The following is a 24,579-nucleotide window of genomic DNA, read 5'->3' on the forward strand; positions in this document are numbered from 1 at the left end:
GGGCCAGACCGTCAGCCGCGAGCAGCTGGAAATGGCCGTGTACGGCGGCAGCGGCACCATAGAAAGCAATACGGTGGCGGTCTATATCCACCAGTTGCGGCGCAAGCTGGGCGAAGGCCTGATCGTCACCGCGCACGGTGTCGGCTACCGCATCGAGACGGGCGATACGCCATGAAATCCTTGCGCAAGCGCCTGGCGGCCGCGTTGCTGTTGACGATGACGCTCGCCTGGTTCGCGGCATTCGCACTCCAGCACCGCATGATGACCGACGAGCAGACCGGCCTGTGGGACCAGTCCCTGCGTGACGCCGCGGTACAGGCCATGACGCTGGCGCCGGACAGCTTGCTCGAACGCGCGCCCGACGCCGGCCTGGCTGTCGCCACCACGCCCGAGGAAGACGCCGACCAGACCCGTGTGCAGGTCTGGTCGCTGGCTGATCGCCGGCTGCTGCAGCGCACGCCGGACAGCCCGGACGCGCCCTTCATCGCCGACTTCAAACCCGGCTATGCCACCGCTGATTCTGGCGGACAGGCCTGGCGCGTCTACGTCGTCAACGACGCCAGCGGCCGCGTCCAGGTCCAGGCCGCCAAATCCACCCAGGCGTTGCGGGAAAATTATGTCCACCGCCTGTCGCGCGGTCTGATCTTCGCCACGCTGATGTTCCTGCTGCTCGTGGCCGCGGCCCTGGGCGTGATACGCCGGGCCTTCAGGCCCGTGGACCGCGCGGGCGACATGATCCTGCGACGCCAGCCGCAGGATCAGACACTGGTACCACTGGCGGGCATGCCGACCGAGCTGCATCCGTTCATCCATTCGATCAACCAGCTGCTCGAACGCCAGCGCGCGACGGTCGAGCGCGAGCGCGAATTCCTCGCCGACGCCGCCCATGAGTTGCGCACGCCGCTGGCCGCGCTCAGCGCCCAGGCCGAGCTGGTGGCGCGCAGCCCCGACACGCCGCAGCGCGCCCAAGCCGTGGACCAGCTGCGCGCCGTGGCCATACGCACCGGCCGCCTGACCGAGCAGCTGCTGGACCAGGCCCGCACCGACACCCTGTGCGACAGCGTGCCGGAAACCCTGCGCCTGGACCTGCTGGCGGACATGGTCGCGCGCGACTATGAGGCCGCCGCCCAGCGCAAGCAGCAGCGCATCGTCCTGGACACGCAAGCCTGCGCCGTCACGGGCAACCTGGACGCACTGGGCGTGCTGCTGCGCAATCTGCTGGACAACGCGCTGCGCTACACGCCAGCAGGCGGCCGGGTGATGGTGTCATGCCGCGACAGGCAGAACGGCGGCGCGGTGCTGGAGGTGGCGGACAACGGCCCCGGCATTGCGCCGCAGGAACGGCAGCGCGTCTTCGACCGCTTCCACCGTGTGGCGGGCAGCGGCGAGCGCGGTAGCGGCATCGGCCTGGCGCTGGTCGCGCAGATCGCCCGGCGCCACGGCGCGGAGATCACGCTGGGGGCCGGGCTGGAGGGCCAGGGCATCGCGCTGACCGTCACGTTCCCGCCGTCCGCGCCCTGACGTCGCGGCGCCCGCGCCTCAGGGGCAGCGCACCGGCGGCTCCTGCGGATCGGTCTCGTTGACGATGATCCGCGCGAAGCGCAGCACGCCCGCCTCTTCGTTGGACAACACGCCCAGCACGGCGCCATCCGGCGCCTGCACCACGGACATGCCGTCGTTCACCGGCTGCGGCTGGCCCGCGCGCGTCGCATGGCCGGGCGCCACCGGGCTGAACACCCAGGACTGGGACGGAAAACGCTGGCGCAGCGGATAGCCCGCCGTCTTCACCTGCGTGCCCGCCGGATAGCGCATCTCGCCCAGCGTCAGCGGGCAGGCCAATTCGGCCTCCGATACCGTCAGCAGCCGGTGGTTTTCATCCAGATAGACCGTGGGCCGGCCCAGCGTCAGGCCCGCCAGCGGCAGTCCCAGGGGATCGTGCACGCGGACCATCCAGTTGGCCGGCTCGCGGTGCCCGTCCGTGTAGACGGTGCCGTTCATGCGCAGCACCTCGGTCCCCGCGGGCCAGGTTCCGGTCCCGCCCTCGATCGGGTTGCCTACGGCCAGCACGCATTCGGCAAACTCGGGACGGCCGTCCGGGTCCTCCACGCGCAGGCGCAGCTTCTGGCTCGTATCGCACTGCCAGCCCTCGACGGACTGCGGCCCCGCGCCCCAGAGATGAATGGTATGGGGATAGCGGCGGATTTCCTCGTAGGTCTTGGAGTCGTAGTCCGTATGCAAGTAGCGTTCGATGCGCGAGACGCGCACGCCGTAGGCCAGCACCGGCGAATCGAACAGCGCCTCGGTGTAGGTTTCCAGCGCGCCTTCCTTGGCCAAGGTCAACCTCGCACCGACCGGCATCAGCACGCCTCCCAGCGTCTGCGCCTCGGCCAGCGTCACGCGCCGCGCGGCGTCCTGGCGCGCGAATTCACGGTCGATCCGCCACATCTGATATTGGAACGACACGTAGAAACTGGCGGCCAGCGCCAACACCAGCATCAGCGCCGCGCCCAGCACTGGCCTGGCGGCGAAGCGGGAACGCGCCCGCCGGCTCAACAGCAGCCGCAACAGCCATATCAGCAGAGCCACTCCTGCGCCCAGCGAGGCCAACAGCAGAAGCAGGGATTCAATCGAAGGTAGCGCGACGGGGATCATGGCTGGGGATGATACGCCAGTCGATCGATTGATCCGCTGCGGTGTATCCCAGTGTTTCAACCCACCGCTCGCGCGGCCTCGCCCGCCCAACTAGGTGAAATGATCCAGCGCCGACTCGTCGGTCAATTCGTCCGGCTGCAGCGCCCGCGTGATGACGCCCTTATGGATCAGCAGCACGCGATCCGACAGCTGGCGGATGAAGTCGATGTTCTGCTCCACCAGCACGATGGTCAGCCCCAGGCGCGCGCGCACCTCCTTCAGCTTGTCCACGATCTCGTCGATGATGGAAGGCTGGATGCCTTCGGTGGGTTCGTCCAGCAACAGCAGCCGGGGCCGCGCGACCAGGGCCCGCGCCAGCGCCAGCAGTTGCTGTTCGCCTCCGCTCAAGGCGCCGCCGGGGCGGCCAGCCAGGGGCTTCAAGCGCGGATACTCGGCCAGGATCTCTTCCACGTCCATGCTGCGGCCGGGATTGGCCTTGGCGGAAAAGCGCAGGTTGTCCAGCACCGACAGGCCGGGAAAGATGCCGCGCCCCTGCGGCACATACCCCATGCCCAGACGGGCGCGGGCATGCGACGGCAGACGGGTGATGTCCGCATCCTGCAGGCAGACTTCGCCCGCGCTGGCGGGCAGCACGCCCATCAGCGTCTTGAGCAGCGTGGACTTGCCCATGCCGTTGTGGCCGAGCACGCCCAGGAACTCCGATTCGCCGACATGGAAGCGGACGCCGTCCAGGACCGGGATGCGGCCATAGCCGGACGACAGATGGTTGACCGTCAGCAGGTTCATGCGCCGCGCCCTCGTCCCAGATAAACGTCGCGCACCCTCGGGTCGGCGATGATCTGCGCGAACGAGCCTTCCTGCAGGATGCCGCCTTGATGAAACACCGTGACGGTGCGCGCGATCCTGCCGATGAAGGCCATGTCGTGCTCGACCACCACCACCGCCGCCCGCGCATTCAGTTCCAGGATCAGCTCCGCCATGCGCAGGGTTTCCTCGTCGCTCATGCCGGCCGCCGGCTCATCGAGCAGGATGACCTTGGGCTCGCGCGCCACCACCATGCCGATCTCCACCCACTGGCGCTGTCCGTGGGCCAGCTCGCCCACCAGCTTGCGGGCGACGGCGCGCAGCCCCAGCCGCGCCTTCAGTTGTTCCGCCCGATCCTGGGCCGCATGGGAGCCGCAGGCGCTCCTGGCCGCCAGCCACAGGTTCTCGTCCACGGTCAGGCCGTCCAGCACGGTGGGCACCTGGTTCTTGATGCCCATGCCCCGCTGCGCGATGGCATGCTGCTGCGCGCGGCGGATGCTGCGACCATCGAACAGGATGTCGCCCTCCGACGGCGCCATCTGGCCGCTGAGCAGCTTGAAGAAGGTGCTCTTGCCCGCGCCGTTCGGCCCGATCAGGCAGCGCAGCTCGCCTCGCCGCAGGGTGAAGTCGATATTGCCCAGCGCCCGGACGCCGCCGAAGCGTTTGCCCACGCCGCGCGCTTCGAGAATGATGTCTGGCTGCGTCATCAGTCGCCCCCTTCGCGCCGCCTCGGCAGCAGCCGGCCGAACAGGCTCCTGCACGCCGGCACCAGCCCCTGCGGAAACAGCAGCACGCAGAGGATCAATATGAAGCCCAGGGTCAGCGTGACCTGCCCCACGCCCACCGTGCCCAGCCAGGTGGTGAGATACTGGATCAGCAAGGTGCCGATGATCGCGCCCAGCAGCAGCGAGCGCCCGCCCACGATCACCCAGATGACCACCATCGCGGCCTGATTCAGGCTGAACATCTCCGGGCCGACGAAATTTCCCCACAGCGCGTACAGGCCGCCGGACAGGCCCGCGAGGCCGCCGGCGATGACGAAGGCCATCAGCTTGTACAGCCGGCTGTCGTAGCCCAGCAGTTCCATGCGGCGCTCGTTCTCGCGCAGGCCCACCATCACGCGCCCTGGCGCGCTGGCCAGGAACAGGCGGATGCCGATGTACGCCAAGGCCAGCAGGCCCAGCGCCAGATAGAAGATGCCCTCGATGGATTGCAGGTCGAGCGGGCCGATCCGCAGCGGCAGGCCCGGCAGTCCGGGGATGCCGTTCTGCCCGTTCAGCCGCACGCTGCCGATCACGTACTCGGGCCCCGAGGTGGCGCGCACGCCCTTCTCGAAGATCAGCGTGACGACCAGCGTGATGACGCTCAGGTAGATGTCGCTGATGCGGCCATACATCATGAAGTAGCCCAGCAGCAGCGCGAACAGCATGGGCACGACGGCGGCCAGCGCGAACGCCGCCAGCGGCAGGTCCGTGTTGAGGCTGAACAGCGCGTAGGCATAGCCGCCCAGGCCGAAGAAGATCGTCTGGCCGAAGCTCAGGATCCCGACGTAGCCCCACAGGAAGCCCATGCTCAGCGCCAGCAGGGACAGGATCATCACCAGCGACAGGTCCAGCTGCAGCGCGGTGTCGCCAAACTGCGGCACGGCCAGCATCAGCGCAGCGCAGGCAGCCACCGAGAACCACCAGGGACGCCCCGGCGAACGGCCCGCATGCGCGTCGAAATCCATGGAAAACGTGGAACCGCTCATGCTAGATACCTCGCTTCATGCGGCCGGTGATGCCCAGCGGCAGCATGCGCAGCAGCAGGACCGCAGCGATCAGCATGGTGACCTCGCCCAGCACGGAGCTGTAGGCGTAAGACACCGCGCCATCGATCGCGCCGAACAGCGTGGACGCCGCGCTGGCGCCGACCAGGGGCAGATGGCCGCCGACGATGACGGTGATGAAGGCCTTGGCCACGAAGAAGCCGCCCATGGCCGGGCTGACGCCGGTCAGGGGCGCCAGCGCCGCGCCGGCGAGCCCGGCCAGGCAGGAGCCGAGCCCGAAGGTGGCCATGTACACCCGATTCCTGTCCACGCCCAGGCAGCTGGCCATTTCCGGCGCCTGCATGGTGCCGCGCACGATCAGGCCGGCCTTGGTCCGCACCGCCAGCCACCAGCACAGCGCCACCAGGGCCAGGGAGAATGCGCAGATCGCCAGGTTGTAGGAAGACACGTTCATGCCGCCGATGGCGACGTTGGCGAAGTCCGTCGACATGCCGATGCTGGAGGCGCCGAACACCGTGGTGGCCGCGCCCACGAACAGCAGCGACAGTCCCCAGGTGGCCAGCAGCGTGTCCATCATCCGGCCGTAGAGGTGGCGGATCACCAGCCGCTCGACCACGATGCCCGCCAGGCCCGTGACGACGCCGCCGGCCAGCACGCCCAGCCATAGCGGCGCGCCGGCGTTGACGGACAGCACGCAGGCGTATCCGCCCACCATCATGAATTCGCCATGGGCCAGGTTGATGACCTTCATCATGCCGAAGATCACCGCCAGTCCCAGGCTGATCAGCAGCATCAGCGAGATCGAGAAGACGATGAGGTAGAGATTGGTGTAGATCGATGCCAAGGCGTTCTCCGCAACGTAAGGCAGGGTTGCGCCCCCGCGGCCGGCATGGGCGGCGCGGGCGCTACCGGATCTAGAGCTTGGGTTCGTACTGCCGGGTGTCGTCGGGGTTGCGGCGCAGGTCGCATACCGCCTGCGTGTCGCTGGGCTGGCGCTGGGGGAACGACTTGACGACGTCGAAGCCCTTGTCCTTGTTGCCGATGGCGATATGGATGTCCATGACGGTGTGGTTGGCCTGTTCGTCGATGGAATACAGCCCGCCGGGACCGTCGTAGCGCGTGCCCGGCAGCGCCGCGATCACCTTGTCGGGTTCCACGCTGCTGGCGCGCCGCACAGCCTCGGCCCAAAGCATCATGCCCCGGTAGCCGTACTCGCCGTATTCGCCGATATAGTCGGATTCCCCGGTGAACTGCGCGTAGCGCTGGACGAAGCCCTTTGCCGCTTCCGTGGGCAGCGTATCGATGAAGGACGCGGCGATGATGGTGCCGTCGTTCTCCTGCGCGCTGAGCATGGAGTTTTCACGGGCCGCGCCGTACACGGTGCCGACCAGCGTCATGTTCTTCTTGCCGATGGTGGCTTCGAACTGGCGGTAGAAGCTCATGTGGGCATCGCCGACCAGGGCGGACCACACGGCGTCCGGCCTGGCCGCCTGGATGCGGCTGAGCGCGGGCGCGAAGTTGGTCACGTCCAGCGGAAAGAACTCGACCGCCACATCCCTGGCGCCCTTTTCGCGGATGAATTTCTGCAGCCACTTGCTGGTGATCTGGCCGTAGTTGTAGTCGGCGGCCAGGATGTAATGGGTCTTGGCGTTGCGTTCCTTGATGACGTAGTCGACCAGCGGATCGAGCTCTTGCCCTGGCACCATGCCGGGGCAGACATGACGCCGGTCGCAGACGCCGCCTTCGTACAGTGCGTTGTAGAAATACAGCCCCTTGAAGCGCTGCACGATGGGCCGCACGACCTCACGCGCCGAGCTTGCCACCGCGCCATGGATCACATCGACCTTGTCGCGCACGAAGGCCTGGGTCGCGTATTGCGAGTAGAGCCGGTTGCTGGATTGCGTGTCGTAGAAGATGATTTCCACCTTGCGGCCGAGCAGGCCGCCGGCGGCGTTGATCTCGTCGGCCGCCATGGCGACCGCCTTGATCTGCTTCAGGCAGTAGTTGTTCAGGACGCCGGTCTTGTCCAGCAGGTTGGCGACCTTGATGGGCCTGGACGAATCGATCTTCGCCTGCGCCAACAGGTCGAAGCTGCTGGCGTAGGCCAGCGCGCCAGCGGCCGTCTTGATGAAACCGCGTCGATTGAGAGACATGGATGCTCCTTGCGTTGGGTGTCCGCGATCAAGGCCCGTCAGGCCCGGGCCAGGTCCGGACGCCGGCGATGCCAGTCGGTGGCCTGCTGATAGGCGTGCGCGGCGCGCACGATCAGGTCTTCGCGGAAATCGGCGCCGACGAACTGGAAGCCGATGGGCGTGCCCGCGTCCGGCAGGAAGCCGCCCGGCAGCGTGATGGTGGGCACGCCGGCCATGTCCAGCGGCGCCGTGTACCGCATCATGGCGAACCAGATGTCCACGTATTCCTGGCCGGAGACATGCATCTGCGCCACCGTGGGCGAGGCGATCGGCGTGGTCGGCACCAGCAGCGCGTCCACCTGCCGCATCAGCGCGCGCATCCGGCCCGTGTACGCGGCCCGCTGCAGCAGGATCTTCTGGTAGTCGGTGCCGCGCAGCGCCCGGCCCGTTTCGATCAGGTTGGCCAGCGCCGGGCCGTACTCGTCCTTGCGCGAGGGATAGGTCTTTTCATGGACCACGGCGGCCTCGATGCCGCACAGGTTGAACCAGTTGCGCTGCACGTCGACCGCGTCCGGCGCGCGGACCTCGACGATCTCGGCCCCCAGCTCCGTCATTACCCGCACGACCTCGTCCATCATGCGGCGCGTGGGCGCGTCGACATCATCGTGGTTCCAGCGCGTGTCGACGCCGATGCGCAGCCCTCGGACGCCGCGCTCCATTTCGCGCAGATAGTCGGGCACCGGCAACTGGCTGGCCGTGGGATCGTTGTCGTCGGCGCCCGCGATGACGCCCAGCATCGCCGCCGAATCTTCCGCGCTGCGGGTCATGGGACCCAGGTGATCGAGCGAGGCCGCCAGCTCGAACGCGCCGTAGCGGCTCACGCGTCCCCAGGTGGGCTTGATGCCGGTCACGCCGCAGGCCGCCGACGGAAAGCGGATGGAGCCGCCAGTGTCGGTGCCGATGGCGCCGTAGCACAGGCCCGCCGCCGGCGCGACGCCGGAGCCGCTGGAGGACACGCCGGTCCAGTGGGCAGGGTTCCAGGGGTTCACGGGCGGATCGATATCAGGATGATGATCCGTGAGCGCGCCCTCGGTCAGCTGCACCTTGCCCAGGATGACGGCGCCCGCCTCACGCAGGCGTTTCACCACCGTGCCGTCCTCGTTGGTCTGGAATCCACGGTAGATCGTGGTGCCGAAGGCCGTCGGCGCGTCGGCGGTCCAGCACAGGTCCTTGACGGCCACGGGCACGCCATGCAACGGGCCCCGCACCTGGCCCTGCGCGATTTCCCTGTCGGCCTGGCGAGCGGCGGCCAGCGCGCCGTCCTTCATGAGCAATGCGTAGCTCTTGAGCTGGCCATCAAGCATGGCGATGCGCTCGAATTGGCGTTCGGTGACGGCTTCCGAGGAAAGCTCGCCAGCCTGGATGGCCAGGCCGATTTCGCGCATTCCCATGTAGTGCAGATCATCGTGATTCATCCCGTTCTCCCTGTCCGTGCAGTTGGCGCGCCCGCGCCGTGAACAAACTGAAATGCCTAGATGCTTGCCTGCATGCAGACTAAGGCGCTCGGAACGGGATTTCTTGCTCGTGGCGGCCACGGCGCTTGACTGTGGCCGCCACGGACAAGGCATGCGGACATGTACGGCACACCACGCGCGCTTGCTGCCCCCCAAGGGAGGCGCTTTTCATCTTGGGGCCCTGCAATGAAAAAGGCCGGCGCGCGGCCCTGTCCAGGGCTCGCGGCCGGCCTTGCGGTCGGTGTCGTTCGACGCCGTTCAGCGCCTGGGGCGGCTCAGCAGATCCTTCGGCGAATGGCCGTAGCTGAGCTTGAAGAGCCGGCTGAAGTGCGCGACGTCGTTGAAGCCGTTGCGGAACGCCGCTACGGTCACCTGCCGCGCCCGGCCCTCCTTCAACGCGCAGTAGGCGGCCTCGAGGCGGCGCTGCCAGACCCAGCGCATGGGCGTGCTGCCGCTGTGCGCGAACAGGCGGGTCAGCGTGCGCTCGGACATGTTCAGGGCGCTGGCGATGCGGCCCACGGTCAGCAGCGGATCGTCCAGCTGCGATTCGATGTACTGCTTGACCCGCTGCAACCGCCGCTCGCGTTCGTCGGCCTCGGGATCGCAGCCGGCCATCTGCACCTGGATGGTCGCGGCCAGCAGATCGAGCAATGAAGCGGCAAACTGCTTTTGCACGCCGGCGGGCAGGTCTTCGGTGAAATTGGCGCTGGCGGCTTCGCGCAGCATGCTGGCCAGCAGGCCGGTGATGGGCTTGTCCGGCGTGAAGCGCACGGCCGTGTAGCGCTCGGCCAAGGGCGCGCGATACAGCAGCTGCTTGCGCGGGATGCGCAACAATAGGACGGACTCAGGCGTCAGGTCATAGGTGAACTGGCGCTCCGCATCGTACAGCGCGATGTCGCCATTGTTGACCTGCGTGGAACGGCCGGACTGCGACAGATGGCCGATCCCGGATTCCATCAGCGTCAGCAGGAAGGCCTCGTTCGAGTCCTTGCGCATATGGGTGGCCTCGCGCTCCCATACATGGCGCGGCGAGGACATCCGGGAGATCTCGATCTCGTCGATCGACTTGGCGGCGTACTTGCCGATGAACTTGCGCGGGCTTTCGATGGTGCTGTCTGCCAGGACGCAATGCTTGCAGACGACTTCGTTCCAGTATTCCGGCCGCTGGCGCTCGGTCAGCGCCTCGGTTGAATAGTTCAGCTTCAATTTTCCCCCCGGCAGGGCTGGCGCCGGCGGGCGGCGCTGTCTTTGCGGGACTGCGGCTGGCCCCGCCCGCTGCCCGCGGCCCGACGCCAGTTGCTGCCTGATGCTTGATGCTGCTGCCTGCGTGCTGCCGCAAGGGGCTTTCCGCCCTCGCTGTTTTCGATGGATTCTGCCAAAAGGCATATGCCTTTGAATTGGTGTTTACCCGTTCCCTGTCAGATGTGACAGTGCCGACAACGCCAGGGCCGCCTGGCTCGACGCCACGCGCAAGCGCCTGTTCCCGGCGCCCCAAAAAAACAAACCCGCCACAGCGGGCGGGTTTGTCTGCGCAAGCGCGGAAGGATCAGCGCTTGTCCATCGGGGGCACGTCGCGCGTGACCGAGCCGGTGAACAGCTGGCGGGGACGGCCGATCTTGTAGTCGGGGTCCGACAGCATTTCGTTCCACTGGGCGATCCAGCCCACCGTGCGGGCCAGCGCGAAGATGGCCGTGAACAGCGAGGTCGGGATGCCGATGGCGCGCTGCACGATGCCCGAGTAGAAGTCCACGTTCGGGTACAGCTTGCGCTGCACGAAGTACGGATCCGACAGGGCGATGCGTTCCAGTTCCATGGCCAGCTTGAACAGCGGGTCGTTTTCCAGGCCCAGGGCCGAGAGCACTTCCTTGCAGGTTTCCTGCATCAGCTTGGCGCGCGGGTCGTAGTTCTTGTAGACGCGGTGGCCAAAGCCCATCAGGCGCACGCCCGAGTTCTTGTCCTTGACCTTCTCCATGAACTCGCCGACCTTGGCGATGCCGCCGTTGGCTTGCAGTTCTTCGAGCATCTGCAGGCAAGCTTCGTTGGCGCCGCCGTGAGCCGGGCCCCACAGGCAAGCCACGCCGGCCGAGATGGCGGCGAAGGGGTTGGTGCCCGACGAGCCGCACAGGCGCACGGTCGAGGTCGAGGCGTTCTGCTCGTGGTCGGCGTGCAGGATGAAGATGCGGTCGAGCGCGCGCTCGACGACTTCATTGACCTTGTACTCTTCGCACGGCGTGGCGAACATCATGCGCAGGAAGTTGCCCGTGTAGGACAGGTCGTTCTGCGGATAGATGAAGGGCTGGCCTTGCGAGTACTTGTACGCCATCGCGACCAGCGTCGGCATCTTGGCGATCAGGCGGATGGCCGAGATGTGACGGTGCTGGGGATTGGTGATGTCGGTGGAGTCGTGGTAGAACGCCGACAGCGCGCCGACCAGCCCGGTCAGGACGGCCATCGGGTGCGCGTCGCGGCGGAAGCCGCGCAGGAAGAAGTGCAGCTGCTCGTTCACCATCGTGTGATGGGTCACTTGCGAGTCGAAATCGGCCTTCTGGGTCGCGTTCGGCAGTTCGCCGTTCAGGATCAGGTAGCAGATGTCCATGAAGTCGCAGTTCACGGCCAGCTGTTCGATGGGGAAGCCGCGGTACAGCAGTTCGCCCTTGTCGCCGTCGATGTACGTGATGCCCGATTCGCAGGCGGCGGTGGACATGAAGCCGGGGTCGAACGTGAACATGCCCGTCTGGCCGTACAGCTTGCGGATGTCGATCACATCCGGACCGACCGTGCCCTTGTAGACGGGAAACTCGATGGGGGCGCTGCCGTCCGAGAAGGATAGCGTGGCTTTTTTGTCAGACAGGTTCATGTTTTTTCCTCTCAATTAATCAGAGCGACCGCATCTGGCCGATGATGTTGCGGAGCCGGGGCGTGTCCAGCGCGCCCTCGAGTTCCTTGCGGGCCAGCAGCAGGTCGAGAAGATCGTTGTCTCCCATCTCGAAGAGCTGCGTCAATGCGGCTACATCATCGTCGGTGAGCTCGGCTTCATGGGCGTCGAGGTACCGGGTGATGATCAAGTCGTTTTCGAGCAAGCCGCGGCGCGCCCGCCAACGCAGTCGCGCCCGCTCCAGTTCAGTAAGCCTGCTCATCGTTACACCTAAATGAAGGCCCTACGCGCCGCGCCCCGCAGGGGCGTTGCCGCCTGGGAGCGGCCCGGCGGCACAATGCCTGCAACCCGCGCCGCCCTTCGGCGTGCCGCTCTCCGGGAGGACCCGATCCCGGAGCGCGCGGCGATAAAAAAAACTGCTTGAAACTAGACCGTCCGGCGGACCATCAGTTCCTTGATCTTGCCAATCGCCTTGGTCGGATTCAGGCCCTTCGGACAGACGTCGACGCAGTTCATGATGGTGTGGCAACGGAACAGGCGGTACGGGTCTTCCAGGTTGTCCAGGCGGCTGCCGGTGGCTTCGTCGCGGCTGTCCGCGATGAAGCGGTAGGCCTGCAGCAGGCCGGCCGGGCCGACGAACTTGTCCGGATTCCACCAGAACGACGGGCAGGAAGTGGAACAGCACGCGCACAGGATGCACTCGTACAGGCCGTCCAGCTCTTCGCGGGCCTCGGGCGACTGCAGGCGTTCCTTTTCGGGCGGCGGCGTGTCGTTGATGAGGTACGGGCGGATCGAGTGGTACTGGTTGAAGAAGTGCGTCATGTCCACGATCAGGTCGCGGATCACCGGCAGTCCGGGCAGCGGACGCAGCACGATCGGTTCCTTCAGCTCGCGCAGGTTCGTCGTGCAGGCCAGGCCGTTCTTGCCGTTGATGTTCATGGCGTCCGAACCGCACACGCCTTCACGGCACGAGCGGCGCAGCGCCAGGCTGTCGTCGACGTCGTTCTTGATGCGCACCAGCGCATCGAGCAGCATCTTGTCGGTCGGCTGGAGTTCGACTTCCAGCTTCTGCATGTAGGGACGCTCGTCCTTGTCCGGATCGTAGCGGTAGATTTCGAACTTGACGATTCTCTTGGTGCTCATAGTAGGCTCTATCCGGACTTAGAAGGTACGCGCCTTGGGCGGGAAGGACTCGACCGTCAGCGGCTTCATCTGCACGGGCTTGTAGTCCAGGCGGCTGCCTTCGGAGTACCACAGCGTGTGCTTCAGCCAGTTCTCGTCGTCGCGGGTCGGGTGGTCGTCCAGCGCATGCGCGCCGCGGCTTTCGGTGCGATTGGCGGCCGACTTGATCGTGGCGCGGGCCACTTCGGTCATGTTGGCCAGTTCCAGCGCCTCGACGCGCGCGGTGTTGAACACCTTGGACTTGTCCTTGAAGTAGATGTTGTCGGCTTGCTTGGCCAGGTCTTCGATCTGGGTCACGCCTTCGTTCAGCAGCTCCAGCGTGCGGAACACGCCGCAGTGACGCTGCATCGAGAAGCGGATGGCATTGCCGATGTCCTGGGTCTTTTCGCCCGAGGTGCGCGATTCCAGCTTGTTGACGCGGTCCAGCGAGAATTCCACGGCCTGCTGCGGCACGGGCTGGTGCGAGTGCTGGCGTTCCGGGTGCGAATTGACGATGTGGTTGCCGGTGGCGCGACCGAAGACGATCAGGTCCAGCAGCGAGTTCGTGCCCAGGCGGTTGGCGCCGTGCACCGACACCGCGGCGCATTCGCCGATGGCGTACAGGCCGTTGACGATCTTGTTCTCGCCGTTTTCGCGCGTCAGCACCTGGCCGTGGTAGTTGGCCGGGATGCCGCCCATCTGGTAGTGGATGGTCGGGACGACGGGAATCGGTTCCTTGATCGGGTCGACGTTGCCGAACTTGATGGCGATTTCGCGGATCGAGGGCAGGCGCTTGTTGATCACGTCGGCGCCCAGGTGGTCAAGCTTGAGCACCACGTAGCTGCCGTCGGGACCGCAGCCGCGGCCTTCCTTGATTTCCTGGTCCATCGAGCGGGACACGAAGTCGCGCGGGGCCAGGTCCTTCAGCGTGGGCGCATAGCGCTCCATGAAGCGTTCGCCATCCTTGTTCAGCAGGATGCCGCCTTCGCCGCGCACGCCTTCGGTGATCAGCACGCCGGCGCCGGCCACGCCGGTCGGGTGGAATTGCCAGAATTCCATGTCCTGCAGCGGGATGCCCGCGCGGGCGGCCATGCCCAGGCCGTCACCGGTGTTGATGAAGGCGTTGGTGGAAGCGGCCCAGATGCGGCCGGCGCCGCCGGTGGCCAGCACCGTGGTCTTGGCTTCCAGGATGTAGATCTCGCCCGTTTCCATTTCCAGGGCGGTCACGCCCACGACGTCGCCCGCTTCGTTGCGCAGCAGGTCCAGCGCCATCCATTCGACGAAGAACTGGGTGCGCGCGGCGACGTTGCGCTGGTAGAGGGTGTGCAGCAGCGCGTGGCCGGTGCGGTCGGCAGCGGCACAGGCGCGCTGGACCGGCTTCTCGCCGAAGTTGGCGGTGTGGCCGCCGAACGGACGCTGGTAGATGGTGCCGTCGGGGTTGCGGTCGAACGGCATGCCGAAGTGCTCGAGCTCGTACACGGCGTTCGGCGCTTCGCGGCACATGAACTCGATGGCGTCCTGGTCGCCCAGCCAGTCCGAGCCCTTGACGGTGTCGTACATGTGCCAGTACCAGTTGTCCTCGCTCATGTTGCCCAGCGAGGCGCTCACGCCGCCCTGCGCCGCCACGGTGTGCGAACGGGTCGGGAACACCTTGGACAGCACGGCGACCGACAGGCCCGCCTGGGACAGTTGCAGGGAACAACGCATGCCGGCTCCACCGGCGCCGACGACCACCACATCAAACTGGCGGCGCGGCAAGGATTTCATGACAGAGACCACGGCTTAGATGCTCCAGAGGATTTGCGCGAAATAAACGACCGAACCGACCAGCCAGAGGATCGTCAGCACTTGCAGCAGCAGGCGCAGGCCCACCGACTTGACGTAGTCCATCCAGAGGTCGCGCACGCCAATCCAGGCATGCCAGGCCAGCGCAATGAATGCGAGGGTGGCCAGGAGCTGGCCGACCGGAAGTACGCCCACGTAGAACGTGAACAGCGCGGTCCAGTTCTCGTACGTGAAGGCGGGCATCACCAGGATGCCGATGAGCAGCACCAGCGTGTAGACGGCCATGATGACCGCGGTGACGCGCTGGATGATGAAATCGATGGTGCCGTAGTGGGCGCCTACGACCAGGCGCTTGGCGCCATAGTTCTTTGCTTCGGCCATTACAGCACTCCGAACAGTTTGAGGGCGAACACGACGGTCAGCGCCAGGCTGATGCCGAAGACCACGCCGGCGCTCTTCTTGGACGTCTGCTTGTCCAGGCCGATGTGCAGGTCCAGCAGCAAATAGCGGATGCCGGCACAGAAGTGATGCAGGTAGCCCCAGATCAGGGCCAGCAGGACGAGCTTGACGATCGGATTACCCGCGTAGGCAGCCACGGCCGCGAACGTCTGCGGGGCGGCCACGCTGGCCGCGAACAGCGGCAGGATGACCAAGGGCAGACAGAGGAACAGCAACACACCGCTCACGCGGTGAAGGATGGACAGCTTGCCGGCCAGGGGCAGGCGGTAGCTGGCAATTTGCGCAATGCCAATATTGCGAAACTGCGGACGTGGCTTGGCAGCGGTGTCGGACATGACGGCCTCGGTGTTTCGGAACTAGGGAATCGTTACGGCGTAAAAAACTGGGAGAACTCTGCGTGGCCCTTGCGGGCAAACACGGTATTTTCGCCCAGAGAACGGGTTGGTATCAAATCGTAGGGAAAAAGCTCATCAATTCAAACTATTGCGGTAGTGGTAGCGATCGGTCAAGTACAAACCCCGCCGGATTTCCATGGGGCGGTCACCATAGGTGTAGGACACTCGGTCCACCTGCAGCAACGGCGCGCCGGGGGAAACATTAAGCAAGGGGGCGATTTCGGCCGGCGCCGCCACGGCGCGCAGCTTCTCGTCGGCGCGCACCATGCTGACGCCGAACTCGGATTCGAACAGGCCGTACATCGGGGCCTTGTTGGCGGTGAGCAGCTCCAGCGTCAGGCCGCGGAAATTCGCGCCGGGCAGCCAGATGTCGTCCACCACGGTGGGGGTCGTGTCCATACAGAGCAGGCGGCGGATCATGATGACCGTCTCGCCGGCGCGCAGCTCCAGGCCGCGCGCGATCTCGGCCGGCGCGCGCAGGCGCCGGCATTCCAGGATGCGGCTTTCGGCGCGGCCGGACCCGGCCTGGGCCTCGTCGTCGGCGGCCAGGCGCAGGAAGCGGTAGCGCACGCGCGCTTCGTGGTGGGTGGCGACGAAGGTGCCCTTGCCCTGGCGGCGCAGCAGCAGGTGTTCGGCGGCCAGCTCATCGACCGCCTTGCGCACCGTGCCCTGGCTCACCTGGAAACGGGCGGCAAGGTCGATTTCGCTGGGGATGAGTTCGCCAGGCTTCCATTCGCCGCGATCAAGGCTCTGCACCAGCAGTTCCTTGATCTGGCGATACAGCGGACTGAAAGCGGCCCCCTCGCCCGCCGGACGGGCGGCGCGTGTGCGTAGGGCGGTTTCGGGCCGTGGGTCTGCCATGGATCGTCTTGAAAGTGTCATGTCCATCCGGATGAATGAGTATGCGGCGCACGGGATCCATGCTCATCCACGATGCGCCGCCGCCGGTGATCTGGCCTAGGAACAGGCGCGCAGCCGGCTGTGCCGCGACGCATTCGAACAAACGCTCCATTGTGGCACATCGCGGACGTCGTTGTCCAACGTCTTATGTCTTATATAAGATATAAGAGAAATTGACGCTCACGTAAATTCGATCTAGGATTTCGGGCTGTCAGAGGCTCATGCCCGCGCTGAGTTTCCGCGCCCAACGATTACACTGATTGTCGAGATTTCTTCTCGCCAAACACTTACGGAGAACGTCCATGTCCAAGCCCGCCTTGCGTGTCGCCGTCACCGGCGCCGCCGGCCAAATCGGCTACGCCCTGCTGTTCCGCATCGCCTCCGGCGAAATGCTCGGCAAAGACCAGCCTGTCATCCTGCAACTGCTGGAAATCCCCGACGAGAAAGCGCAAAAGGCCCTGAAGGGCGTCATCATGGAACTGGATGACTGCGCCTTCCCGCTGCTGCAGGAAGTCACCGCCCACAGCGACCCGCGCACCGCCTTCAAGGACGCCGACGTGGCCCTGCTGGTCGGCGCCCGTCCGCGCGGCCCCGGCATGGAGCGCAAGGACCTGCTGTCCGTCAACGCCCAGATCTTCACGGCGCAGGGCAAGGCCCTGAACGACGTCGCCAGCCGCAACGTCAAGGTGCTGGTGGTCGGCAACCCGGCCAACACCAACGCCTACATCGCCATGAAGTCGGCGCCGGACCTGCCCGCCAAGAACTTCACCGCCATGCTGCGCCTGGACCACAACCGCGCCCTGTCGCAACTGGCCGCCAAGTCCGGCAAGGCCGTGGCCGACATCGAAAAGCTGGTCGTGTGGGGCAACCACTCGCCCACGATGTACCCCGACTTCCGCTTCGCCACGGTCGGCGGCCAGAGCCTGGCCAAGCTGATCAACGACGACGCCTGGAACCGCGACACCTTCATCCCCACCGTGGGCAAGCGCGGCGCCGCCATCATCGAAGCGCGCGGCCTGTCCTCGGCCGCCTCGGCCGCCAACGCCGCCATCGACCACGTGCGTGACTGGGTCCTGGGCAGCAACGGCAAGTGGGTCACCATGGGCATCCCGTCGGATGGCTCCTACGGCATCCCCGAAGGCATCATCTACGGTGTGCCGGTCACCACCGAAAACGGCGAATACAAGCGCGTCGAAGGCCTGGAAATCGACGCCTTCTCGCGCGAGCGCCTGGACTTCACGCTGAAAGAGCTGCTCGAAGAGCGCGACGGCGTGAAGGACCTGCTGAAGTAATCAGGTCGAGCATGGAAATTGGGCCCGTTCGCGGGCCCAATTCACAGGCCGGCGATGCGCGCAGCGTGATCGCCGGCCGCCCGCCAGGCGTCTTCGGACGCCTGCAACCCGGCAAATACACCTGTCCGCTTGCGCCGCCGCAAATGCGTCGCAAACGATTGTCGCGCAGGGGACAGATTTATTTTCCGGACCCGCGGTAAGGTCGGACGCCAGCCACGAGCCGGCGCCGGGCCCGCCGCGGACCGGCACACCCACTGCCCGGGGACGTCCAGAACACCCGGTCCACATACACGGAGACCACCCATGTCCAGACCCGAATCGCCCGGCGCCCTGTTCCGTCGCGCGCTGGCCGAAGAAAGCCCGCTGCAGATCATCGGCGCCATCAACGCCAACCATGCGCTGCTGGCCAAGCGCGCCGGCTACCGCGCCATCTACCTGTCGGGCGGCGGCGTCGCCGCCGGCTCGCTGGGCCTGCCGGACCTGGGCATCAACACCATGGACGACGTGCTGACCGACGTGCGCCGCATCACCGACGTGTGCGACGTGCCGCTGCTGGTCGACATCGACACCGGCTTCGGCCCCTCGGCCTTCAACATCGCCCGCACGGTCAAGAGCCTGATCAAGTTCGGCGCGGCCGCCTGCCACATCGAGGACCAGGTCGGCGCCAAGCGCTGCGGCCACCGTCCCGGCAAGGAAATCGTCAGCACCGAGGAAATGGCCGATCGCGTCAAGGCCGCCGCCGATGCCCGCACCGACAGCGACTTCTACCTGATCGCCCGCACCGACGCCATCGCCTCGCACGGCGTGGACGCCGCCATCGAGCGCGCGCTGGCCTGCGTCGAAGCCGGCGCCGACGCCATCTTCGCCGAGGCCGCCTACGACCTGCCCACCTACGACCGCTTCGTCAAGGCGGTGAAGGTGCCGGTGCTGGCCAACATCACCGAATTCGGCAAGACCCCGCTGTTCTCGGTCGAGGAACTCAAGAGCGTGGGCGTGGGCATGGTGCTCTACCCGCTGTCGGCGTTCCGCGCCATGAACAAGGCCGCCGAGGCCGTCTACACCGCCATCCGCCGCGACGGCCACCAGAAGAACGTGGTCGACCTGATGCAGACGCGCGAAGAGCTGTACGACCGCATCGGCTACCACGAATTCGAATCGAAGCTGGACGCCCTGTTCCAGAAGAACAAGGGCTAGTCCCGCACCGTCTACGGCGGCCGGCGCGGCGGCGATCCGCCGCGCCCGCCCGTCCCACTGCATTGACCATCCCGCAAGGCAAGGAGAGTAGAGACATGAGCACGGCCCCCAAGAAGCAAGCCCCCAAGGCGGACGCGAAGACGCAGGCCCAGCCCGAGGAAAAGGCGGCGTTCAAGCCCAAGAAATCCGTGGCGCTGTCCGGCGTCGTCGCCGGCAATACCGCGCTGTGTACCGTCGGCCGCAGCGGCAACGACCTGCACTACCGCGGCTACGACATCCTGGATGTCGCCGACACCTGCGAGTTCGAGGAAATCGCCCACCTGCTGGTCCACGGCAAGCTGCCGACCAAGGCCGAACTGAAGGCCTACAAGGAAAAGCTGCGCAGCCTGCGCGGCCTGCCGGTGCAGCTGCAGCTGGCGCTGGAAGCGCTGCCCGCCGCCAGCCACCCGATGGACGTGATGCGCACGGCCGTGTCGGTGCTCGGCTGCGTGCTGCCCGAGAAGGACGACCACAACCTGCCCGGCGCGCGCGACATCGCCGACCGCCTGATGGCCAACCTGGGCTCGGCCCTGCTGTACTGGTACCACTACAGCCACAACGGTCGCACCATCGACGTGCAGACCGACGACGACAGCATCGGCGGCCACTTCCTGCACCTGCTGCACGGCGAGAAGCCCAGCGAAGAGTGGGTGCGCGCCATGCACATCTCGCTGAACCTGTACGCCGAGCATGAATTCAATGCCTCGACCTTCACCGGCCGCGTGATCGCCGGCACGGGCTCGGACATCTATTCGGCCATCACCGGCGCCATCGGCGCGCTGCGCGGTCCCAAGCACGGCGGCGCCAACGAAGTCGCCTTCGAAGTGCAGAAGCGCTACGAGACCCCGGACGAAGCCGAGGCCGACATCCGCCGCCGCGTCGAGGCCAAGGAAGTCGTGATCGGCTTCGGCCACCCGGTCTACACCGTGTCCGACCCGCGCAACAAGGTCATCAAGGAAGTCGCCCGCAAGCTCTCGAAGAAGGCCGGCAGCACCAAGATGTTCGACATCGCCGAGCGCCTGGAAACCGTCATGTGGGACATCAAGAAGATGTTCCCCAACCTGGACTGGTTCTCGGCCGTCAGCTACCACATGATGGGAGTGCCCACCGCCATGTTCACCCCGCTGTTCGTCATCGCGCGCACGGCGGGCTGGTCGGCCCACATCATCGAACAGCGCGTCGACAACAAGATCATCCGCCCCACCGCCAACTACGTGGGCCCGGAAGACCAGAAGTTCGTACCGATCGAGAAGCGGAAGTAACGTGACCGCCCCGGGCCCGTCGTCGTCCCATCCGGCGCCGCGCGGGCCCGTCGCGGCCTCCTGTATCCATTTCCAGGAGAGGTATCCGCATGTCCGCCCCCATCTCCAACGTGCGTCCCGATCCCGACCAGGTGCTGGCCGATATCGCGGACTACGTTCTCAACCATGACATCCAGAGCGATCTCGCCTACGAGACCGCGCGCAACTGCCTGATCGACACGCTGGGCTGCGGCCTGGAAGCGCTGGAGTACCCGGCGTGCCGCAAGCTGCTGGGTCCGATCGTGCCCGGCACGGTGGTGCCGCAAGGCGCAAAGGTCCCCGGCACCCAGTTCCAGCTGGATCCGGTGCAAGCCGCCTTCAGCATCGGCGCGATGATCCGCTGGCTGGATTTCAACGACACCTGGCTGGCCGCCGAATGGGGCCATCCGTCCGACAACCTGGGCGGCATCCTGGCCGTCGCCGACTGGCTGTCGCGTACCGCCGTGGCCGCCGGCAAGCCGCCCCTGACCATGCGCGCCGTGCTTGCCGGCATGATCAAGGCGCACGAGATCCAGGGCTGCATCGCGCTGGAGAACTCCTTCAACAAGGTCGGCCTGGATCACGTCGTGCTGGTCAAGGTGGCATCCACCGCCGTGGTGGCGCAGATGCTGGGCCTGGACCGCGACGAAGTCATCAACGCCGTGTCGCTGGCCTGGGTCGACGGCCAGAGCCTGCGCACCTATCGCCACGCGCCCAACACCGGCAGCCGCAAGAGCTGGGCCGCCGGCGACGCCACCAGCCGCGCCGTGCGCCTGGCGCTGATCGCCCGCAGCGGCGAGATGGGCTATCCGTCGGTGCTCAGCGCCAAGACCTGGGGCTTCTACGACGTGCTGTTCAAGGGACAGCCGTTCAAGTTCCAGCGGCCCTACGGCAGCTACGTGATGGAGAACGTGCTGTTCAAGATCTCGTATCCGGCCGAGTTCCACGCCCAGACCGCGGTGGAATGCGCGATGCAGCTGCACGAACAGCTGCGGTTGCTGGGGCGCAAGGTCGAGGACATCAGCCGCATCGTCATCCGCACGCACGAGGCCTGCATCCGCATCATCGACAAGCAGGGCCCGCTGAACAACCCGGCCGATCGCGACCACTGCATCCAGTACATGGTCGCCGTGCCGCTGCTGTACGGCCGACTGACGGCCGCCGACTACGAGGACGGCGTGGCGCGCGATCCCCGCATCGACGCCCTGCGCGCCAAGATCGTCTGCGTCGAGGATCCGGCCTACACCCGCGACTATCACGATCCCGCCAAGCGCTCCATCGCCAACGCGCTGACCGTAGAGTTCGAGGACGGCGCCAGGCTGGACGAGGTGGTCTGCGAATACCCGATCGGCCACCTGCGCCGCCGCGCCGAGGGCATCCCGCTGCTGGAAGCCAAGTTCCGCACCAACCTCGCCCGGGTGTTCCCGGACCGGCAGCAGCGCCGCATCCTGGATACTTCGCTGGACCAGGCGCGGCTGGAGGCGATGCCGGTGAACGAATACGTCGACCTCTATGTGATCTAGGCAAGGCAGGAATCCCGGAAGCGCCCGTGGCGCTTCCTTCCCGCCCTCTTGACCTGGCGCAGCGTCCACGCCCGCCAGACCGTCCAGTCGCGCAAAAGCCGCGGCTTACAATGCGGCTTTCCACGCAAACGGGACCGCGCCATGGCCATGCTCTGGGTCAAGACCTTCCATATCGTCTTCATCGCCTCCTGGTTCGCCGGGCTGTTCTACCTGCCGCGCATCTTCGTCAACCTGGCCCAGCAATCCGACGCCTCGGTCCAGGCCACCCTGCTGGGCATGGCGCGCCGGTTGTACCGCTTCACCACCATGCTGGCCGTGATCGCCGTCGTCCTGGGCATGTGGCTGTACCTGGGCTACGGCATCGGCGTGGGCCCTGGCAACGGCTGGATGCACGCCAAGCTCTTTTTCGTGCTGCTCGTGATCGGCTACCATCACGCCTGTGGCGTCATGCTGCGCAAATTCGAACAGGGCAAGAACACCCGTTCGCACAAGTTCTATCGCTGGTTCAACGAAGTTCCCGTCTTGCTGCTTTTGGCGGTGGTGGCGCTGGTCGTCGTCAAACCCTTCTGATTCCCCCTCTGCCTTTGCCCATAAGCCAGGATCCGCATGTCCTCTGATGAACAGGACCGTCCGCGCAAGACGCTGACAATCAAGAAAACCGCGCGCGACGCCCGCGCCGAAAGCGAGGCCGCGCCCGCCAAGCGCAGCCGCAGCGGCGCCCGCGCCCGCCTGGTCGCCCAGATCGAGCGCGACAAGGAAAAGATCGAACGCCTGAAGACGCCGGACGCGCCCGCGCGCGACGCCGGCGACGGTGAACGCGCCCCGCGCAAGCCCGCGGCGGCCCGTGGCGGCGCCGGACGAGCCGACGCCGGCCGCGGCCGGCGCGATGACGGCGACGCACCGCGCCGCGCCGCTGGCGCCAAGCCCGCCCGCGCCCCGCGCGACCGCGACAACCAGTACGTCGCGCCCGCCACGCCCGCGGGCCGCTTCTATGATCCGTTCGAGGACGACGGCCCGGCGCCGGAATTCGCGCCCGAGCCTGATCACGACGACGAGATCGAATACGCCACCGAAGCCCGCGACGAAGCCGACTTTCATGCGCGCCGCCGCCCGCGCGAACCGCGCCAGGCCGAGGTGTTCCAGGTCTTCGCGCCCTGCCCCCAGGGCATGGAAGAAGCGCTGACCGCGGAAATGCAGGCGCTGGGCTATGAAGACGCCCGCGCCGGCCGCGCCGGCTGTTCCTTCAGCGCCGACTGGGCCGGCGTGCAGCGTGCCAATCTGTATTCGCGGCTGGCCACGCGCATCCTGGTCCAGGTCGCGCACGCCGAGATCTCGCACGAGGACGACATCCTCGACCTGGCCCGCGCCACGCCCTGGGAGCGCTGGTTCGGCGCCGAGCAGACGCTGCGCGTGGACACGTCGGCGATCAAGAGCCCGGTGCAGAGCCTGCAATACTGCAACCTGCGCGCCAAGGACGGCATCTGCGACCGCCTGCGCGAGCGCGAAGGCGAACGCCCCGACATCGACACCGTGCGCCCCGATGCGCGCGTGCACCTGTTCCTGACCGGCCATACCGCCACGCTGTACCTGGACACCTCCGGCGAATCGCTGTTCAAGCGCGGCTGGCGCCTGGACAAGGGCGAGGCCCCGCTGCGCGAGAACCTGGCGGCCGGCATGCTGGCCCTGGCCGGCTGGGATCCGGCGGCCCCGCTGCTGGATCCGTTCTGCGGCTCGGGCACCATCCTGATCGAGGCCGCCTGGATCGCGCTGGGGGTGCCTCCCGGCATCTCGCGCCCGTTCGGCTTCGAGCGGCTGCGCGGCCATGATCCGCGTCGCTGGCGCGATCTCAAGGAAGACGCCCGCGCCCGCATCCTGCCCCAGCTGGACGCGCCGCTGGTCGGCTACGACCTGGATCCGCAGGCGGTCGAATTCGCCCGCAACAACGCCGAACGCGCCTGGCTGACCTCGGAGTCGATCCGCTTTGAAGTGGGCGACGCCCGCCACATACAGGCGCCGGCCGACCATGGCTGGATCGTCACCAACCCGCCCTACGGCGAGCGGATGCCGACCGAGCAGGACGCGCAGCTCTGGTCCGAATGGGCCACCTGCCTGAAGCGCAACTTCGCCGGCTGGCAACTGCACATCATCACCAGTGACCTGGAACTGCCCCAGCGCATGCGCCTGAAGCCCAAGCGCCGCGTGCCGCTGCACAACGGCGCGCTGGATTGCCGCCTGTTCGGTTTCGAGCTGGTGGCCGCGGGCTACCGGGACGCCTGATTCCCGGCGCCCCGCAACGGGGCGCCGGCGTCCTTCGGAATGGACGCCTCGTTGTAAAAGCGCCGCAACATGGTGCAGCTATCTTTGCTTATGGTGCCCCGCCGCAACGTTTTGGGGCATCATCGGCTACACGGTGTTGCCGATTCGCACCAGCCTCTTGCACACGACCAGGGTAAACCCTATAATTCGGGTTATCCCTAGTAGCTAAACAAATGTGCAAGCCCGTGGAGGCTAACGTGACGAACCTGAACAACACCATCCGCCTGACCGACGAACTCGAGCGTCAACTGATGCTCCAGGCGATCGAAGAGCAATTCCGCCCGCACCCGATGCGCGCCCTGGCCGCCGGACTGCGCAAGCTGGCCCACGGCATCCGCGCCCTGGTTGGCAAGGCGAGCGCGAAGGACGCGCACTCGGCCGCCTGAGCGCCGATGGGCCCCCGGCGGGCCCGGACAGATTTCCCCTTGGGGGCTGCATAGCCCCTTTTATAGACCCGCCCTCACCGGCGGGTTTTTTTTCGCCCCTGTCC

General features: G+C 66.5%; 24 protein-coding genes. 9 read left to right on the plus strand and 15 right to left on the minus strand.

The genetic code is table 11. The annotated features are described in order from the left end of the window. The coding region (locus KDH83_RS17475) for a winged helix-turn-helix domain-containing protein (protein WP_212318188.1) at positions 1-175 on the plus strand (175 nt) is incomplete at its 5' end. Then, positions 172-1,521, plus strand: coding sequence for an ATP-binding protein (locus tag KDH83_RS17480; RefSeq protein ID WP_212318155.1), 1,350 nt, complete (start codon positions 172-174; stop codon positions 1,519-1,521). The genes KDH83_RS17475 and KDH83_RS17480, both read left to right, overlap by 4 nt. A gap of 18 nt (positions 1,522-1,539) precedes the next feature. Here the strand turns inward: KDH83_RS17480 and KDH83_RS17485 are convergent, their stop codons facing one another. From KDH83_RS17485 to KDH83_RS17555, 15 genes are all read right to left on the minus strand, one after another. Beyond that, complete coding sequence (locus tag KDH83_RS17485) at positions 1,540-2,586, minus strand: hypothetical protein (protein ID WP_212318157.1); 1,047 nt, start codon at positions 2,584-2,586, stop codon at positions 1,540-1,542. Between the two features lie 156 nt (positions 2,587-2,742). Beyond that, positions 2,743-3,438, minus strand: a complete 696-nt coding sequence (locus KDH83_RS17490) for an ABC transporter ATP-binding protein (protein WP_249205177.1) — start codon at positions 3,436-3,438, stop codon at positions 2,743-2,745. Beyond that, on the minus strand, positions 3,435-4,163 hold the full coding sequence (locus KDH83_RS17495; RefSeq protein WP_212318159.1) for an ATP-binding cassette domain-containing protein: 729 nt from the start codon (positions 4,161-4,163) through the stop codon (positions 3,435-3,437). Before KDH83_RS17495 ends, KDH83_RS17490 begins: the two co-directional genes overlap by 4 nt. Further along, a complete protein-coding gene (locus tag KDH83_RS17500) occupies positions 4,163-5,206 on the minus strand; it encodes a branched-chain amino acid ABC transporter permease (protein ID WP_212318161.1) in 1,044 nt (347 codons plus the stop codon). Before KDH83_RS17500 ends, KDH83_RS17495 begins: the two co-directional genes overlap by 1 nt. A gap of 1 nt (position 5,207) precedes the next feature. Continuing rightward, the gene (locus tag KDH83_RS17505; protein ID WP_249205178.1) at positions 5,208-6,068 is read right to left on the minus strand and encodes a branched-chain amino acid ABC transporter permease; all 861 of its coding nucleotides are present in this window, start codon (positions 6,066-6,068) and stop codon (positions 5,208-5,210) included. Between the two features lie 70 nt (positions 6,069-6,138). Next, entirely contained in the window at positions 6,139-7,377 is a 1,239-nt protein-coding gene (locus tag KDH83_RS17510) for an ABC transporter substrate-binding protein (protein WP_212318163.1), read from the minus strand. A 38-nt stretch (positions 7,378-7,415) separates the two neighbouring features. Further along, on the minus strand, positions 7,416-8,831 hold the full coding sequence (locus KDH83_RS17515) for an amidase (protein ID WP_212318165.1): 1,416 nt from the start codon (positions 8,829-8,831) through the stop codon (positions 7,416-7,418). Between the two features lie 297 nt (positions 8,832-9,128). Further along, positions 9,129-10,076, minus strand: a complete 948-nt coding sequence (locus KDH83_RS17520) for a helix-turn-helix domain-containing protein (RefSeq protein WP_212318167.1) — start codon at positions 10,074-10,076, stop codon at positions 9,129-9,131. A gap of 340 nt (positions 10,077-10,416) precedes the next feature. Beyond that, the gene (locus tag KDH83_RS17525; RefSeq protein WP_103273211.1) at positions 10,417-11,727 is read right to left on the minus strand and encodes a citrate synthase; all 1,311 of its coding nucleotides are present in this window, start codon (positions 11,725-11,727) and stop codon (positions 10,417-10,419) included. A gap of 19 nt (positions 11,728-11,746) precedes the next feature. After that, a complete protein-coding gene (locus KDH83_RS17530; RefSeq protein ID WP_212318169.1) occupies positions 11,747-12,007 on the minus strand; it encodes a succinate dehydrogenase assembly factor 2 in 261 nt (86 codons plus the stop codon). 164 nt (positions 12,008-12,171) lie between these two features. Continuing rightward, positions 12,172-12,888, minus strand: coding sequence for a succinate dehydrogenase iron-sulfur subunit (locus KDH83_RS17535; RefSeq protein WP_024068140.1), 717 nt, complete (start codon positions 12,886-12,888; stop codon positions 12,172-12,174). An 18-nt stretch (positions 12,889-12,906) separates the two neighbouring features. Further along, a complete protein-coding gene (sdhA, locus tag KDH83_RS17540; protein WP_212318171.1) occupies positions 12,907-14,685 on the minus strand; it encodes a succinate dehydrogenase flavoprotein subunit in 1,779 nt (592 codons plus the stop codon). A 3-nt stretch (positions 14,686-14,688) separates the two neighbouring features. After that, positions 14,689-15,072 (minus strand): succinate dehydrogenase, hydrophobic membrane anchor protein, encoded by a 384-nt coding sequence (sdhD, locus tag KDH83_RS17545; protein ID WP_103273208.1) that lies wholly within the window; start codon positions 15,070-15,072, stop codon positions 14,689-14,691. Continuing rightward, positions 15,072-15,485 carry a succinate dehydrogenase, cytochrome b556 subunit gene (gene sdhC, locus KDH83_RS17550; protein WP_212318173.1) on the minus strand — a complete coding sequence of 138 codons (414 nt, stop codon included), beginning with the start codon at positions 15,483-15,485 and terminating at the stop codon, positions 15,072-15,074. Before sdhC ends, sdhD begins: the two co-directional genes overlap by 1 nt. A gap of 135 nt (positions 15,486-15,620) precedes the next feature. After that, the gene (locus KDH83_RS17555; RefSeq protein ID WP_212318175.1) at positions 15,621-16,406 is read right to left on the minus strand and encodes a GntR family transcriptional regulator; all 786 of its coding nucleotides are present in this window, start codon (positions 16,404-16,406) and stop codon (positions 15,621-15,623) included. A gap of 341 nt (positions 16,407-16,747) precedes the next feature. Here KDH83_RS17555 and KDH83_RS17560 point away from each other — a divergent pair, with 341 nt between their 5' ends. From KDH83_RS17560 to KDH83_RS17590, 7 genes are all read left to right on the plus strand, one after another. Next, positions 16,748-17,737: a malate dehydrogenase gene (locus KDH83_RS17560; protein ID WP_212318177.1), complete on the plus strand. Its 990-nt coding sequence runs from the start codon at positions 16,748-16,750 to the stop codon at positions 17,735-17,737. Positions 17,738-18,040: 303 nt separating this feature from the next. After that, positions 18,041-18,931, plus strand: coding sequence for a methylisocitrate lyase (gene prpB, locus KDH83_RS17565; protein WP_103273204.1), 891 nt, complete (start codon positions 18,041-18,043; stop codon positions 18,929-18,931). A 95-nt stretch (positions 18,932-19,026) separates the two neighbouring features. Next, entirely contained in the window at positions 19,027-20,232 is a 1,206-nt protein-coding gene (prpC, locus tag KDH83_RS17570; protein ID WP_212318179.1) for a 2-methylcitrate synthase, read from the plus strand. Between the two features lie 89 nt (positions 20,233-20,321). Further along, complete coding sequence (locus KDH83_RS17575; protein ID WP_212318181.1) at positions 20,322-21,773, plus strand: bifunctional 2-methylcitrate dehydratase/aconitate hydratase; 1,452 nt, start codon at positions 20,322-20,324, stop codon at positions 21,771-21,773. Positions 21,774-21,914: 141 nt separating this feature from the next. Continuing rightward, positions 21,915-22,343, plus strand: a complete 429-nt coding sequence (locus KDH83_RS17580) for a CopD family protein (RefSeq protein ID WP_212318183.1) — start codon at positions 21,915-21,917, stop codon at positions 22,341-22,343. A gap of 36 nt (positions 22,344-22,379) precedes the next feature. Continuing rightward, entirely contained in the window at positions 22,380-24,050 is a 1,671-nt protein-coding gene (locus tag KDH83_RS17585; protein ID WP_212318185.1) for a THUMP domain-containing protein, read from the plus strand. Between the two features lie 212 nt (positions 24,051-24,262). After that, on the plus strand, positions 24,263-24,475 hold the full coding sequence (locus KDH83_RS17590; RefSeq protein ID WP_199770995.1) for a hypothetical protein: 213 nt from the start codon (positions 24,263-24,265) through the stop codon (positions 24,473-24,475). The last annotated feature ends 104 nt before the right edge of the window (positions 24,476-24,579 follow it).

The sequence above is a fragment of the Achromobacter sp. Marseille-Q0513 genome, from assembly GCF_018195695.1.
Taxonomy (GTDB): domain Bacteria; phylum Pseudomonadota; class Gammaproteobacteria; order Burkholderiales; family Burkholderiaceae_B; genus Achromobacter.

What these genes read in the sequence shown, in the direction of transcription:
- KDH83_RS17480 (WP_212318155.1), top strand. Translation starts at nt 172, where the DNA reads ATGAAATCCTTGCGCAAGCGCCTGGCGGCCGCGTTGCTGTTGACGATG.
- KDH83_RS17490 (WP_249205177.1), bottom strand. Translation starts at nt 3,438, where the DNA reads ATGAACCTGCTGACGGTCAACCATCTGTCGTCCGGCTATGGCCGCATC.
- KDH83_RS17495 (WP_212318159.1), bottom strand. Translation starts at nt 4,163, where the DNA reads ATGACGCAGCCAGACATCATTCTCGAAGCGCGCGGCGTGGGCAAACGC.
- KDH83_RS17500 (WP_212318161.1), bottom strand. Translation starts at nt 5,206, where the DNA reads ATGAGCGGTTCCACGTTTTCCATGGATTTCGACGCGCATGCGGGCCGT.
- KDH83_RS17510 (WP_212318163.1), bottom strand. Translation starts at nt 7,377, where the DNA reads ATGTCTCTCAATCGACGCGGTTTCATCAAGACGGCCGCTGGCGCGCTG.
- KDH83_RS17515 (WP_212318165.1), bottom strand. Translation starts at nt 8,831, where the DNA reads ATGAATCACGATGATCTGCACTACATGGGAATGCGCGAAATCGGCCTG.
- KDH83_RS17525 (WP_103273211.1), bottom strand. Translation starts at nt 11,727, where the DNA reads ATGAACCTGTCTGACAAAAAAGCCACGCTATCCTTCTCGGACGGCAGC.
- KDH83_RS17530 (WP_212318169.1), bottom strand. Translation starts at nt 12,007, where the DNA reads ATGAGCAGGCTTACTGAACTGGAGCGGGCGCGACTGCGTTGGCGGGCG.
- KDH83_RS17535 (WP_024068140.1), bottom strand. Translation starts at nt 12,888, where the DNA reads ATGAGCACCAAGAGAATCGTCAAGTTCGAAATCTACCGCTACGATCCG.
- sdhD (WP_103273208.1), bottom strand. Translation starts at nt 15,072, where the DNA reads ATGGCCGAAGCAAAGAACTATGGCGCCAAGCGCCTGGTCGTAGGCGCC.
- sdhC (WP_212318173.1), bottom strand. Translation starts at nt 15,485, where the DNA reads ATGTCCGACACCGCTGCCAAGCCACGTCCGCAGTTTCGCAATATTGGC.
- KDH83_RS17555 (WP_212318175.1), bottom strand. Translation starts at nt 16,406, where the DNA reads ATGGCAGACCCACGGCCCGAAACCGCCCTACGCACACGCGCCGCCCGT.
- KDH83_RS17560 (WP_212318177.1), top strand. Translation starts at nt 16,748, where the DNA reads ATGTCCAAGCCCGCCTTGCGTGTCGCCGTCACCGGCGCCGCCGGCCAA.
- prpB (WP_103273204.1), top strand. Translation starts at nt 18,041, where the DNA reads ATGTCCAGACCCGAATCGCCCGGCGCCCTGTTCCGTCGCGCGCTGGCC.
- prpC (WP_212318179.1), top strand. Translation starts at nt 19,027, where the DNA reads ATGAGCACGGCCCCCAAGAAGCAAGCCCCCAAGGCGGACGCGAAGACG.
- KDH83_RS17575 (WP_212318181.1), top strand. Translation starts at nt 20,322, where the DNA reads ATGTCCGCCCCCATCTCCAACGTGCGTCCCGATCCCGACCAGGTGCTG.
- KDH83_RS17580 (WP_212318183.1), top strand. Translation starts at nt 21,915, where the DNA reads ATGGCCATGCTCTGGGTCAAGACCTTCCATATCGTCTTCATCGCCTCC.
- KDH83_RS17585 (WP_212318185.1), top strand. Translation starts at nt 22,380, where the DNA reads ATGTCCTCTGATGAACAGGACCGTCCGCGCAAGACGCTGACAATCAAG.
- KDH83_RS17590 (WP_199770995.1), top strand. Translation starts at nt 24,263, where the DNA reads ATGTGCAAGCCCGTGGAGGCTAACGTGACGAACCTGAACAACACCATC.